A 14127-nucleotide genomic window follows, 5' to 3' on the forward strand; every position below is an offset into this window, starting at 1 on the left:
AGGGTTGCGTCCAAATTGTGAGAATTTTATATTTTGCATAATGATTTATACTCTTCCAGTGTTCGGTTGAGTGGCGAAGTATTCATACCTCGGGCGATAAATCCGGTTGCATTATCAGGGATTAAAGAATAAACATCTTGTGCTTCTTTTTCGCTGTTAAATTCAGCAAAAACACAAGCGCCTGTTCCAGTTAATCTCGATGGCGCATATTCTAACAGCCATGAAAGTTGGTAATCAACCTCTGGATACACACTTCTGACAATTTTTTCGCAATCGTTTACGTATGTTGCCTCTAAAAGTGCGTTAAGTGGCTGTTTTGGTGTATTTCTGACCAAGTTAGGATGAGTGAAAACATCGACGGTTGCGATACTGACTTCTGGTTTGATTAAAACGTACCATAACTCTTTAGGGGTGGCTGGTTGCAATTTCTCACCAATACCTTCTGCAAAAGCGGCAAATCCATGAACAAAAATAGGCACATCAGCCCCTAGTTTTACTCCGAGTGCTGCTAAAGTATCGTTACTTAAATTGAGCTGCCATAGAAAATTAAGGGCGACGAGTACGGTCGCTGCATTAGAGGAACCACCACCGATACCTCCACCCATAGGTAAAATCTTTTCTATTTCGATATGAGCACCGAATTCACATTGACTGTGCTGCTGTAATAGCGTTGCCGCTTTCCATATCAGATTATCTTCCGTTTTTACTCCAGGAATGTCTGGTGCAAGGGTTATTTGACCTGATTGATTAGCAGTAATGGTGAGGTGATCACATAAATCAATAAATTGAAATAAAGTTTGAAGCTCATGATAGCCATTTTCTTGTTGGCCATTGATATAAAGAAATAGGTTTAATTTGGCTGGGGATGGCCAGCGAGTTGTTTTGGTGATCATTGAGAAATTATCCAATTTGAAGCAATGATTTTAATGGTGGTATCTTGTTGAGTGAGTTTCATTGAATTAGGGAGAAGTAGGTTACTTTTTTCAATATAGCTGTTGTAACGTAAATGCCAGTTAGTTTGACCAATTTGTTTTGATAAGTGTTCTACAGTATTAAGCTCATTGAGTTGGAAATTATCTGCGGCGGTTGGTAAGCCTTTAATCCAATCTTGTAAATACCCTATAGGCATGCTGATGCCACTTAAGCTATACATTAATCTTCCAGGATCACGACCTTCAAATTTTTGTCCATCGCCAGTCTCGATTGTTGTCATTTGCTCTGTCATTGTTAGTTTCATTACCGTTTGGCCAAGAAATGAAGTGAGCAATAGTTGACTTTGTTCTGGTTTCTGAATCCACTGGAAATTTAAACTATGGCGTTGGTTCGGTGCTTGATATCCAATTTTTCCTGTTACTTTATATTGCGTAATCTGTTCGAGTTTTGCTTGATGTTTATCCCAATCTGTCGATTGTTGAGGTGTTAAAGGGGTCGTTGAACAGGCGTTAAGAAAAAGCGTGAATATGAGAATAGTAAAAGGGGAACGTACAAAGCGAGGAAACATTCTTGATAATCTCATCTTTAATTCTGAAGTAATGCAACAATTGTAGCAAATTAATGGCGAATTTGGAGCCAAATAGTATTTGAATATCACTAATTTCTTACACAAAAGCCCTGATGCCTTTTAAAATTGGGTCGCATCAAGTAAAATCCGCCCTTGTTATTTTTATTATTGGTCCGTTTGCCGAATGTCATTGCTTGTTATTGGAATTAATCATACGTCAGCCTCTGTTGATTTACGTGAGAAAGTTGCATTTTCTCCGGAAAAATTGACAAAAGCGTTAGATGAATTAAAAAACAGTGATGCAATTCAAAGTGGTGTAATCCTATCGACCTGTAATCGAACAGAAATCTATTGCGAAGTTAAACACGGTATTAGCAGCGGTTATGTGATTAATTGGCTCGCTGAATTTCATCATGTCGCACTAGAAGTCTTAATGCCTAGTATTTATATCCATGAAGAGCAAGCTGCAGTAAAACACCTTATGCGTGTTTCTTGTGGTTTGGATTCGCTGGTTTTAGGTGAACCACAAATTTTGGGGCAAGTTAAAAAAGCCTTTGCTGATGCACGAGAGCACAATGCGGTTGAAGGAACAATTGAAAAATTATTTCAGCAGGATTTCTCGGTAGCAAAAAGAGTACGCACTGAAACCAATATTGGTGGCAATGCCGTTTCTGTTGCTTATGCAGCATGTACATTAGCTCGTCAAATTTTTGAATCTCTGTCTGATTCGACCGTACTTTTGGTTGGAGCAGGTGAAACCATTGAGCTTGTCGCAAAACATTTAGATGACTCTGGTTGTAAAAGACTGATTGTTGCTAACCGAACTCGTGAGCGAGCGATGGGATTAGCGGAGCAATTTAATGCTGAAGTCATTAGTCTTCCTGAGATCCCTGAGCATCTCCCTAAAGCCGATATCATTATTAGTTCTACTGCAAGTCCTTTGCCTATTATTGGTAAGGGGATGGTTGAAAGTGCGTTGAAATTACGTAAACACCAACCAATGTTGTTTGTTGATATTGCTGTTCCTCGAGATATTGAGGGTGAAGTCGCAGAATTAAATGATGCGTATTTATATTCAGTTGATGATCTTCAATCTATTATTGATCACAATATAGAACAACGAAAAATAGAAGCGATACAAGCTGAAGCAATTGTCAGTGAAGAGAGCGCAGAATTCATGACATGGATTCGTTCTCGTCAAGCGGTAAATAGTATCCGTCAGTATCGTGAAAATTCAGAAGCGATGCGAATTGAGCTATTGCAAAAAAGTATGCAAGCACTTGCTTCAGGACAAAATCCAGAAAAAGTATTGGCTGAACTCAGTAATAAGTTAACCAATAAACTCATTCATGCACCAACATTGGCGATGCAGCAAGCTGCAAAAAACGGTGAAACTGAAAAATTAACAGTAATCCGAACCACTATTGGTCTAGACAACTAAGCGTAGCGTTCGCTACCAACAAAAAGAACAAATATTATTATGAAAGCATCCATTCGAGTAAAATTAGAGACGCTGGTTGAGCGTTATGAAGAAGTTCAGCATTTATTAGGCGATCCTGATGTTATCGGAGACCAAAATAAGTTTCGTGCTTTATCTCGTGAATACTCACAGCTAGAAGAAGTTACACAATGCTTCCAAGCGTATGAGCAAGCTCAAGAAGATCTTGTTGCAGCCCAAGAAATGGCGCAAGAAGATGATGAGGAAATGCGTGAGATGGCACAAGAAGAAATTAAAGATGCTAAAGAAGCTATTGAACGTTTAACTGATGAACTTCAAGTTCTTCTTCTTCCAAAAGATCCAAACGATGAACGTAACTGTTTCTTAGAAATCCGTGCTGGTGCAGGTGGTGATGAAGCGGGCATTTTTGCTGGTAACCTATTCCGCATGTATTCACGTTTTGCTGAGAAAAAGGGCTGGCGCGTTGAAGTAATGAGCTCAAACGAAGCTGAACACGGTGGTTATAAAGAAATGATCGCAAAAGTGAGCGGCGAGGGTGCATACGGTGTACTTAAGTTTGAATCAGGCGGTCACCGTGTACAACGTGTACCAGAAACTGAATCTCAAGGTCGTGTACACACATCGGCATGTACGGTTGCAGTTATGGCTGAAATCCCAGAAGCGGATCTTCCTGAAATTAAAGCAGCAGACTTAAAAATTGATACTTTCCGTGCGTCAGGCGCGGGTGGTCAGCACGTTAACACCACGGATTCCGCAATTCGTATTACTCACTTACCAACAGGTACGGTTGTTGAATGTCAGGATGAACGTTCACAACATAAAAACAAAGCAAAAGCGATGTCTGTTCTTGCTGCTCGTATTATTCAAGCAGAAGAAGCTCGTCGTGCTGCTGCTGTTTCAGATACTCGCCGTAACTTGTTAGGTTCTGGTGACCGTTCTGACCGTATTCGTACTTACAACTACCCACAAGGTCGTGTATCGGATCACCGTATTAACTTAACGGTTTACCGTTTAAATGAAGTGATGGAAGGTGATTTAGGCTGTCTAATTGAGCCAGTTGTTCTTGAGTACCAAGCAGACCAATTAGCTGCATTGGCTGAACAAAACTAATGAGCTTGTCTATTGAAGCGTTATTAAAGCGCTCAATTCAATCTCTGATGCTTGAGGGGAGTGATTCTCCTCAAGTTGATGCTGCGGTTCTTCTTTGTCATGTGTTAGATAAGCCAAGAAGTTATCTATTAACTTGGCCTGAGAAAATAGTATCAGACGAAGAGCTGGGTAATTTTAATGCGTTACTAGAGCGTCGTCTTGCTGGTGAACCGATTGCTTATATCGTGGGTTATCGTGAATTTTGGTCATTACCACTTAAGGTATCGCCAACAACATTAATCCCAAGACCTGATACCGAACGTCTGGTTGAAGTGGCATTAGATCATTTAACACCTAATGCTCAATCCATTTTGGATTTAGGAACAGGTACAGGAGCCATTGCGTTAGCTATTGCTTCTGAAATGCCTACTCTTAATGTGATAGGTGTCGATTATCAAGACGATGCGGTTGAGTTAGCAAAAGGGAATGCGAAAATAAATCACATTAATAATGTTGAATTTAGACAAGGAAGCTGGTTTGAACCTATTTCTCTGAGTGATAAGTTTGACATTATTGTGAGTAATCCCCCTTATATTGATGGTAACGACCCTCATTTATCTGAAGGGGATGTTCGTTTTGAACCGCAAACCGCTTTGGTTGCGGAACAAAACGGTTTTTCAGATTTAATTCACATTATGCAACACGGCCGAGAGTATTTATTAAATGGCGGTTGGTTAATGATGGAGCATGGTTTTGAACAAGGTGAACAATTACGTCACTTTTTTGAAGATCATGGTTATATTAATGTGAAAACAGAGCAAGATTATGCTGGCAATGACCGAGTTACTTTAGGTCAATGGGTAGTAGATAACTAGAATAAAGGATAATTCATGTATACCGCAGTTAAACACATACACTTATTATTAGTCGCTTGTAGCGTATTGTTTTTTGTCGTTCGTTATTGTTTGATGATGGCAAATTCTGACATTCGTAATAATGGCTTCTTTAAGCGTGTTCCTCACGTTGTTGATTCAGCAATGCTACTTAGTGGTATTTGGCTTATTTTTATTACTGGATTCATTCCATTTACGTCATCTGCGCCTTGGTTAACAGAAAAAATCACCTGTATTATGGTTTACCTTGCTTTAGGTGTAGTTACTTTAAATAATGGTAAAAATAAAGTCTTTAAGACCTTTGCATTTTTAGGTGCAATGGGTTGGTTAATGGTTGCTGCTAAAATTGCGGTAACAAAAGTACCAACGTTCTTGGGGTAATTATGTTCCAACTGTGTGATGAAAATTTAGATGACCGCACTTTAGCTGAAGGAGCATTAGAGCTTAATTTAGCGATAAACCCCGATACTGAAATACATTGGGCTAAACATAAATTACAGCAGATGTGCCAAGAAGCTGAGCAAGTACTTGTTCATGAGCCAAATGATGAACTACGCTTAGAGCGTCTTATTCAATTGTTTTATGTTGAATGGGGTTATTGCGGAGACGTGAATACTTATTTTAATTCTGAGAATGCATTTATTGAACATGTACTCAAAGAAAAAAAAGGCATTCCTGTCACCTTAGGCGCTGTGTTTTTGTATTTATGCCAATACATGGGTTTTCCAGTTAGTGCGATTAATTTCCCTACTCAACTCGTATTACAAATAGAGTGGCCAAATAAAAAAACGCAATATTTTAATCCGTTTGATGGGCAATATTTAAGTCAACACTTGATGACGGCATGGTTAATAGGCTACGGTGGGCCATTAGCTACAATTCAACCATCACACTTGGAAAAAGTGGATAATTCTACCTTACTTGCTGTTATTAAAACGGCTTGTATTCGTGAAAAGAATTTTTCATTTGCATTAAAATGCAGTGATTTAGCACTGACAATGGTGCCAGATGATCCGTTTGAAATTCGTGATAGAGGCTTAATCTATCAACAATTGCATTGTAATGATGCCGCGAAAAATGATTTAGAATATTTTATTGAACAGTGCCCAAATGACCCATCAGTTTTACTGATGAAAGAGCAAGTTCAATTATTACTTGAACAACACCCTACCGTTCTCCATTAAGAGTGAAGATAATGCAAAATCAAAAAACAGTAAAAATTGGCAATATCGATGTAGCGAATGATAAGCCGTTTACCTTATTTGCCGGTATGAACGTATTAGAATCTCGTGATCTTGCAATGCAAATCTGTGAGAAATACGTAGAAGTAACAGATAGATTAGGCATCCCGTACGTATTTAAAGCGTCTTTTGATAAAGCAAACCGTTCATCTGTTCATTCATACCGTGGTCCTGGTATGGAAGAAGGTTTGAAAATTTTTCAAGAGCTGAAAGATACGTTTGGTGTGAAAATCATTACCGATATTCATACAGAAGCTCAAGCTCAACCTGTTGCTGATGTGGTGGATGTGATTCAATTACCTGCATTTTTGGCACGTCAAACGGACCTTGTTGAAGCAATGGCAAAAACAGGTGCTGTAATTAATGTGAAAAAACCACAGTTCATGAGCCCAGACCAAGTGGGTAATATCATTGATAAGTTCTCTGAGTGTGGTAATGAAAACATCATTCTTTGTGAACGTGGTTCTTGCATGGGCTATGACAACCTAGTTGTTGATATGCTTGGTTTTGGTGTAATGAAAAAAGCATCAAATGGCAGCCCAATTATCTTTGATGTGACGCATTCACTACAGAATCGCGATCCAAGTGGTAAAGCATCTGGTGGTCGTCGTTCACAAACTGTTGAGTTAGCAAAAGCAGGTTTAGCGACGGGAATTGCTGGTCTATTTATTGAAGCGCATCCAAACCCAGATAAAGCGTTATGTGATGGTCCTTCTGCATTGCCATTAGATCAATTAGAACCTTTCTTGAAGCAAATGAAATCACTAGATGATTTAATTAAAGGTTTCGAGCACATCGATATTAAATAATCGAGTTCTAAAGAATAAATAAAAAAGCCCAAGAGAGAATACTTTCTTGGGCTTTTTTATTATCTGAATGGTAAAAATTATTCGTTTGGTTTAAACCAATCTAATTTATGATGAAGCGTTGTTACGGTACCTACTACGATCAGCGATGGACTGATGGCTTTTTCTGCTAATTGTGCAAGCTCTGAAATATCGCCAGTAAATACTTTTTGTTTATCTGTGGTGCCTCGCTCAATAATTGCACATGGTGTATCAGCAGCTAATCCATGTTTTATCAACTGTTCAGATATATGAGGAGATTGCTTTAATCCCATATAAAATACCAAAGTATTATTAGAGCGGACTAATGCATCCCATTCAATATCAGCACCATCTTTTTGTACATGAGCTGTGATAAATTGAACGCTTTGGGCATGATCTCGGTGAGTTAATGGGATACCTGCGTATGAGGTTGCCCCCGCCGCAGCTGTGATCCCCGGAACAACTTCAAAGTGAACGCTATTTTCAGCTAACGTTTCAAGCTCTTCTCCGCCACGCCCAAAGATAAATGAGTCTCCGCCTTTAAGGCGAACCACATGTTTACCTTCTTGTGCTTTATCGACTAAGATTTGATTGATTTTATCTTGAGGAACGAAGTGGAAATCCAGTTTTTTTCCAACATAAATCATTTCAGCATTTTCATTTGCAAGCGCTAAAATTTCTTTTGAGACTAGACGATCATAAACGACAACATCCGCCTCTTTAATTAAGCGATAACCTTTCATGGTTAATAGTTCGGGATCACCAGGACCTGCGCCAACAAGAGAAACAAGTCCGTTTTGTTTTTTCGGCTCAGATTGAGCTTGAATACTTGGCATAATGGAATTCCAGAATAAGGTTTAATCACCTTAGTATGTAAGAGTCGATAAAAAAAATCACCCTTAATCAATTAGTAAGAGTGATTTTAATCGCATGAGTTATAACTAATCTAAACGGAAATAAATTCTTAAGCGTCTAATGATGGCGCTGTTTTTACGTGTGTTAGGTATAGAGGAATACATGTAAATAGTAGACCACCAACAATGTTACCTAAAATAGTTGGGATTAAGTTGTAGCTTAACCATGTAGTGATACCAAAGTCAGCACCAAGCATCATACCTAGTGGGAATAGGAACATATTTACTACCGCATGTTCAAATACAAGAGCGAAGAAGATAAAGATAGGTAGCCACATTGCTGCAATTTTTCCAGCAACAGAACGAGCGGTCATATTACCAATGACACCTAGACATACCATTAGGTTACATAAAATGCCGCGTACAAAACAGGTAATCCAACCATCCGTACCTAGGTTTTCAAAACCAACAGTACGTGCAGTAGCAACCGCCATGAATTTTTGACCAACTGCGTTTGGCTCTACGCTGAAATTCATTGTTAATGATAGTGCAATAAGGGCCGCAACAATTAAAGAACCAATTAGGTTGCCAAGACCAACAAGACCCCAACAACGGAAAACACGTCCCCAAGAAACGCCTTTACGATTTTCAAATTTAGCAAGAGGAGCAAGACCAAATACACCAGTAACAAGGTCATAGCCCATTAAACTTAAAATACAAAAACCAACAGGGAAGACCAGAGCGCCAACAATACCTACACCTGTTTGAACAATAGTCGTGATTGCAACAACAACAGCCAGAGAGAGAATAATACCGGCCATTGTGCCACGTAAGATAAGATCACGAGAGCTAGTTTTAATCTTTGCTTCGCCAACATCGATCATAGTTTGGACGAATTCAGAGGGTTTGTTATAAGACATAGAAGTCCCTTACTAAAAGTTAAAATTAAAAATTGGATAGGAAAGGGCTCTAGTCGCTGTTTTATGAGCAATAAATAGGTGACTAAAACCCTTGAACTATCAAATCTTCTTATGCTGAGATTTCAACATGTCCGTTAGTTACACGAACTTTGTATGTCTTTACGTTAAAACGCTCGTCTTCCATACATGCACCAGTCACTAAATTAAAGTGTTGTTTCTTTAGTGGACTTGCTACCCAAAGTTCGCCTTGGTGTTCCCCCGTTAAACCACGAGAAAGTACGTTTGAATTAGCGAATGGGTCACGATTACTAATAGCAAAGACTTCATCATTTTCTCTTGGACGAAATACAGCTACTTGTTCGCCATTTATAAGAGCACAAACACCAGTGCCAGGGATGATGTCATCGAGTTGGCAGATTTTTTGAAATTTAGCAGCCATGATTATTTCTCCACTGTTGCATCAGTTAGAGCGACATGCAGAATATCGCCTTTCGCATTTGGGTTTTTCTCAGTGTATGTTGCAGGACGGTGTTGTTCACGACTATCTGAAACAAAAACCACATTGTCATCACGTTCATCACTATTGATGAAATGAGTAAAACGTTTTAACTGAGATTCATCATTGATGGTGTCTGTCCACTCACATGAGAATTCATTAACTAGTTTTGCAACATCCAGTTCTAATTGATCATTGATACCCAGTTTGTTATCAACAATAACTTCGCGTAAATAATCAACACCACCTTCAAGGTTTTCCATCCACACAGAGGTACGTTGCAGTGGTGCAGCCGTACGAATGTAGAACATCATGAAGCGGTCGATGTATTTAATTAATGTCTCTTGGTCTAGGTCGGTAGCCAGTAAGTCAGCGTGACGAGGTTTCATACCGCCGTTACCACATACGTACATATTCCAACCAGCATCGGTAGCAATAATACCTAAATCTTTACCTTGAGCTTCTGCACATTCACGAGTACAGCCAGATACACCGAACTTCATTTTATGAGGTGTACGAATACCTTTGTAGCGATTCTCAATCATTACTCCAAGGCCAACAGAGTCTTGAACACCATAGCGACACCACGTTGAACCAACACACGTTTTAGCCATACGAAGAGCTTTTGCATACGCTTGACCGGTTTCGTATCCAGCTGCAATTAGCTTTTTCCAGATAGCTGGTAAATCGTCTTTTTGAGCACCAAATAAACCAATACGTTGAGCACCAGTGATTTTTGTATACAGGTTATATTCAGCCGCTACATCAGCAAGAACGCTTAGAGCCTGAGGTGTTACTTCACCACCTGCCATACGAGGGATAACAGAATAAGTACCATCTTTTTGCATGTTGCCTAAGAAGTTATCGTTAGTATCATGCAGTTTAACCAACTCAGGTTTTAGAATGTGTTCGCCCCAGCATGACGCTAAGATTGAACCAACGGCTGGTTTACACACTTCACAACCGTATCCTTTTCCGTATTTTTCTAATAGCTCATCAAAAGTTTTGATCTCTTCAATACGGATGAGGTGGAACAGTTCTTGGCGAGAATAAGCGAAGTGTTCACAGATATCATTTTTTACTTCAATACCTGATTTTGCTAGTTCAGCATTAAGAACAGACGTTACTAGAGGGATACAACCCCCACAGCCAGTACCCGCTCCAGTAACCGCCTTAATTTCTGCCATTGTGTGATTGCCATCAGCAACCGCTTGAGCAATTTTTCCTTTTGTTACATCAAAACATGAACAAATTACAGCACTTTCAGGTAATGAATCAGCACCTAAAGAGGGTTTTTCAGCACCAGCATGCGCAGGTAAGATCAGAAGGTCTGGATGTTCAGGTAAATCGATATCATTCAGTTTAAGTTGAAGTAAATCACCATAATCAGAAGTATCACCTACCATTACTGCACCGAGTAACTTTTTGCCATCTTCAGAAACGATAATACGTTTATAGATCTCTTCTTCTTCGTTTTGGTATACGTAGCTTTTACAACCAGGAGTACGGCCATTAGCATCACCAATTGAGCCTACTTTAACGCCTAGAAGTTTTAATTTTGCGCTCATATCAGCGCCTTCAAACTCACTTTCGTTACCAACTAAATGGTCAACGGCAACCGTTGCCATTTTGTAACCAGGAGCAACCAGTCCATAGAAGGTTTGGTTCCAAGACGCACATTCACCAATTGCGTAAATGTTTTTATCTGTTGTTTGGCAGTTGTTGTTAATTTCGATACCGCCACGAGGAGCAATACCTAAGCCCATTTGGCGAGCCAGTTTATCTTGAGGACGAATACCTGCAGAAAAGACAATGAAGTCTGTTTCAAGCTCAGAGCCGTCAGCAAAGCGCATTACGTTTCGAGCGTCAGTACCTTCTGGTGCAATCTCAAGTGTATTTTTACTTGTATGAACTTGTACGCCCATACGTTCAATTTTATTACGTAGTTGCAGGCCACCTTGTTGATCAAGCTGTTCAGCCATTAATACAGGAGCAAATTCAACAACGTGAGTCGTTACCCCTAATGCTTTAAGTGCACCAGCGGCTTCAAGGCCAAGAAGGCCGCCACCAATAACAACGCCACTTTTACTTTTCTTAGCGGTCGCTTCAATAGATTTTAGATCTTCAATGGTACGGTAAACAAAGCAGTCTTTGCTTTCATTACCTTTAATTGGTGGGACAAATGGGTAAGACCCCGTAGCAAGGATTAGTTTGTCATATTGAATTTCACGGCCAGTGCTTGAGTAGACAATGCGGTTTTCACGGTTAACGTTAATTGCACGTTCGCCCAGTAATACATTGATACCGTGTTTTTCGTAGAAGCCTTCTTTAACAAGAGAAAGTTCATCAGCAGTATGATGAGAGAAGTAGGACGAAAGGTGAACACGATCGTATGCGATTCGAGGTTCTTCACAAAACACGGTGATGTCCATGTTTTGAACGTCAGTTTTATCTACTAAATCTTCGATATAGCGATGACCAACCATGCCATTACCGATGATGACTAACTTCATCTTGCTCATAAGAAATCCTATTATTTTTGATATATAGATATGATGAATTATGAACGAATATGTAGATATGATGTGGATCAATTACGAAATAAAACTACTCGAAAGGGGTAGCTCCAAGGTGGTGATATCACTTTTTGTTATTAAATCAAGTGGTTGTATGTGGCACGTGAGTAATGCGTGTAGTTTTTTACAATATCTAACAGAATTATTTTCTTTTTTGTTGGTTTTATTCTGATTTTCTGAAAAAAAAAGACAGAATGTGAATTCACGTTCTGTCTTTAATTTGGGGATATGTTTAATGAATTTACAGTTTAAATCGGTCGATTTCTTGTTTTAATTCATTTGACAGTTCAGATAGCTCAGACGCCTGAATAACAGATTGTTTTGTTTCTTCTGTTAGTTCGTTTGAAACATCACGAACCGCTTCAGTATTACGTGTGATCTCTTCAGTTACAGATGATTGCTCTTCAGCGGCCGCTGCAATTTGAGCTGCCATATCACTTATTTGAGTCACTGAGTTTGTGATTTGCAACAAGCTTGCTGAAGCAGATTGTGCATCTTCTACACTTGTATTTGCAAGGTTCTGGCTATCTTCCATAATACCAACTGCTTTTTGAGTTGTTCCTTGCAGTGTTTCGATCATTTGCTGAATTTCTTGAGTAGAAGCATGAGTTCGTTGGCTTAGAATTCGAACTTCATCAGCAACCACTGCAAAACCACGACCTTGTTCGCCCGCTCGAGCTGCTTCAATCGCGGCATTTAATGCAAGCAAGTTGGTTTGTTCAGCAATGTTTTGAATTGTTGAAAGAATCGTATTGATGTTCTGAGCATTATGGTGAAGTTCTTCAATGACGCCAGTTGCTGTTTCGACTTCTTTTGCAAGGTTGTCGATAGAGTGTTGGCTTTGGCTCACTTGCTCTGCACCATGATTTGATGCTGTCACGGTTTCTTCAGCTGTTTGAGCGGTATTATCAGCATTACCCGCAATCTCTTGTGTCGCTGCTGCCATTTCATTAATCGCAGTTGCAACCATATTGATTTCATCCATTTGATGTTGGATACGAACATTACGTTCTTCCGCTCCCTCTGCCGTAGAGTTTGCTTGGTTTGCTAGTGTTACTGAAATATCACGTAAACGACATACCATTGAATGCATGTTACCAACAAAGGTATTAAAGTTAATGGCGAGTTGACCGACTTCGTCATCGCTATGAGGTTCTAGACGTTGAGTTAAATCGCCTTCACCAGATGATATTTCTGCTAGTGCGTCTGATACTCGGATTAAATCTCTAAATAAAAGATTAACTAATGTTGTTACACCAACAGCGACAATTACCGTTAACACAATGCTTAATAAAATGATTTCACGAAGTAGGGCACTGTGAGCCGCTTCTTCTGTTTCTTTTGTCATTTCAACTGCAAATGTCCAATTAGTATTTGGTACTTTAGAGAAATAAACCAGTTTTTCACTGCCGTTAATATTAGCAACTTCAATGCGATTTGCGCTGATTGAATCTTGAATACTTTGGGCGCTCATATCGCTGAAATAGCGATTCACTTCTTTTTTGATTAGTGCTTTATTTGGGTGAGCTAGGAACGTACCGTCGCTATCAATCAGCATCGTAATGGTATCTTTACCTGCATCTAAACTGATCACATCGTTGATTAATTGATCAATAAGAACATCGGCACCAACAACACCTAAAAGTTGTCCATTTTTATAGACAGGTTCTGCAATGGTTACCAGTAGAGACTGAGTAATAGCATCTTGATAAGAAGAGGTGATGATCTGTTTATTTTCACGTTGAGCTTCTTGATACCAAGGTCGTTGACGAGGGTCGTAATCTGCTCGATTTCTCTCGGGGTGGGAGCGGAACATTTCACCTTGTGGTGTTCCAAAGAAAATGTCATCAAATCCACCAGCTTTACGGCTGATTTGTAGGAATGAAACAACATCTTCTTCTTGGCTATAGTCATTAAAGGCATGTGCAATTTCAGCTTTTAATGTTATCCAGTTTGATATACCGGTTGTCGCAGCTGATGTAACGCTTTCTGCTCGTGAATAGACACCATTGCGTGTTTGTTCAAACAGTTGGTTAGAAGCCAACCAAGTAAGAGCAGAGGCAGTGATGATGACAGCAAGTAAACTAGCACCGATTAACTTATGTTTTAATTTCATGATTTTGCCTAATCTTATTAAAAGTAATCCATTAATATAAAAAAGCTGTGATTTGTTGGTCTTATTATAAGCTTTGATTATGTTATCGGGGCAAAGTGAAATAACTTTACCTATTTATAGGAGGTATTGATGATAAATATTTCAAGTTTTAGTTT

The 14127-nt window shown here is 39.3% G+C and carries 13 protein-coding genes; 6 read left to right on the top strand and 7 right to left on the bottom strand.

All coding sequences use genetic code 11. The annotated features are described in order from the left end of the window. Positions 1-26: 26 nt before the first annotated feature. Positions 27-893, bottom strand: coding sequence for a 4-(cytidine 5'-diphospho)-2-C-methyl-D-erythritol kinase (gene ispE, locus AVFI_RS03990; protein WP_011261467.1), 867 nt, complete (start codon positions 891-893; stop codon positions 27-29). Beyond that, on the bottom strand, positions 890-1516 hold the full coding sequence (gene lolB / locus AVFI_RS03995) for a lipoprotein insertase outer membrane protein LolB (protein WP_233650317.1): 627 nt from the start codon (positions 1514-1516) through the stop codon (positions 890-892). The genes ispE and lolB overlap by 4 nt, the downstream gene beginning before the upstream one ends. Before the next feature lie 169 nt (positions 1517-1685). On the opposite strand from lolB, the gene hemA reads away from it, so the two are divergent. From hemA to kdsA, 6 genes are read left to right on the top strand one after another with little or no spacing between them, the layout of a single operon-like run. Beyond that, entirely contained in the window at positions 1686-2942 is a 1257-nt protein-coding gene (gene hemA / locus AVFI_RS04000) for a glutamyl-tRNA reductase (protein WP_188863894.1), read from the top strand. A 39-nt stretch (positions 2943-2981) separates the two neighbouring features. Further along, positions 2982-4070 (top strand): peptide chain release factor 1, encoded by a 1089-nt coding sequence (gene prfA, locus AVFI_RS04005; protein WP_005418202.1) that lies wholly within the window; start codon positions 2982-2984, stop codon positions 4068-4070. After that, positions 4070-4924, top strand: coding sequence for a peptide chain release factor N(5)-glutamine methyltransferase (gene prmC, locus AVFI_RS04010; RefSeq protein ID WP_054776190.1), 855 nt, complete (start codon positions 4070-4072; stop codon positions 4922-4924). Before prfA ends, prmC begins: the two co-directional genes overlap by 1 nt. 15 nt (positions 4925-4939) lie before the next feature. Beyond that, positions 4940-5323 (top strand): SirB2 family protein, encoded by a 384-nt coding sequence (locus tag AVFI_RS04015; RefSeq protein ID WP_005418206.1) that lies wholly within the window; start codon positions 4940-4942, stop codon positions 5321-5323. 2 nt (positions 5324-5325) lie between these two features. After that, positions 5326-6126, top strand: coding sequence for a SirB1 family protein (locus AVFI_RS04020; protein WP_054776191.1), 801 nt, complete (start codon positions 5326-5328; stop codon positions 6124-6126). A gap of 11 nt (positions 6127-6137) precedes the next feature. After that, positions 6138-6992, top strand: a complete 855-nt coding sequence (gene kdsA / locus AVFI_RS04025) for a 3-deoxy-8-phosphooctulonate synthase (protein WP_005418209.1) — start codon at positions 6138-6140, stop codon at positions 6990-6992. Positions 6993-7069: 77 nt separating this feature from the next. Here the strand turns inward: kdsA and cobA are convergent, their stop codons facing one another. The 5 genes from cobA to AVFI_RS04050 all read right to left on the bottom strand — a co-directional run bounded on the left by cobA (position 7070) and on the right by AVFI_RS04050 (position 13972). Next, on the bottom strand, positions 7070-7846 hold the full coding sequence (cobA, locus tag AVFI_RS04030; RefSeq protein WP_065622179.1) for a uroporphyrinogen-III C-methyltransferase: 777 nt from the start codon (positions 7844-7846) through the stop codon (positions 7070-7072). A gap of 128 nt (positions 7847-7974) precedes the next feature. Then, on the bottom strand, positions 7975-8784 hold the full coding sequence (locus tag AVFI_RS04035; RefSeq protein ID WP_054776192.1) for a formate/nitrite transporter family protein: 810 nt from the start codon (positions 8782-8784) through the stop codon (positions 7975-7977). A 109-nt stretch (positions 8785-8893) separates the two neighbouring features. Beyond that, the gene (gene nirD, locus AVFI_RS04040; RefSeq protein ID WP_005418217.1) at positions 8894-9223 is read right to left on the bottom strand and encodes a nitrite reductase small subunit NirD; all 330 of its coding nucleotides are present in this window, start codon (positions 9221-9223) and stop codon (positions 8894-8896) included. Between the two features lie 2 nt (positions 9224-9225). Beyond that, positions 9226-11802 (bottom strand): nitrite reductase large subunit NirB, encoded by a 2577-nt coding sequence (gene nirB, locus AVFI_RS04045; protein WP_054776194.1) that lies wholly within the window; start codon positions 11800-11802, stop codon positions 9226-9228. 295 nt (positions 11803-12097) lie between these two features. Continuing rightward, positions 12098-13972 (bottom strand): methyl-accepting chemotaxis protein, encoded by a 1875-nt coding sequence (locus AVFI_RS04050; protein ID WP_065597797.1) that lies wholly within the window; start codon positions 13970-13972, stop codon positions 12098-12100. Between the last annotated feature and the right edge of the window lie 155 nt (positions 13973-14127).

Origin of the sequence: Aliivibrio fischeri ATCC 7744 = JCM 18803 = DSM 507, from assembly GCF_023983475.1 — a bacterium.
Lineage (GTDB): Bacteria > Pseudomonadota > Gammaproteobacteria > Enterobacterales > Vibrionaceae > Aliivibrio > Aliivibrio fischeri.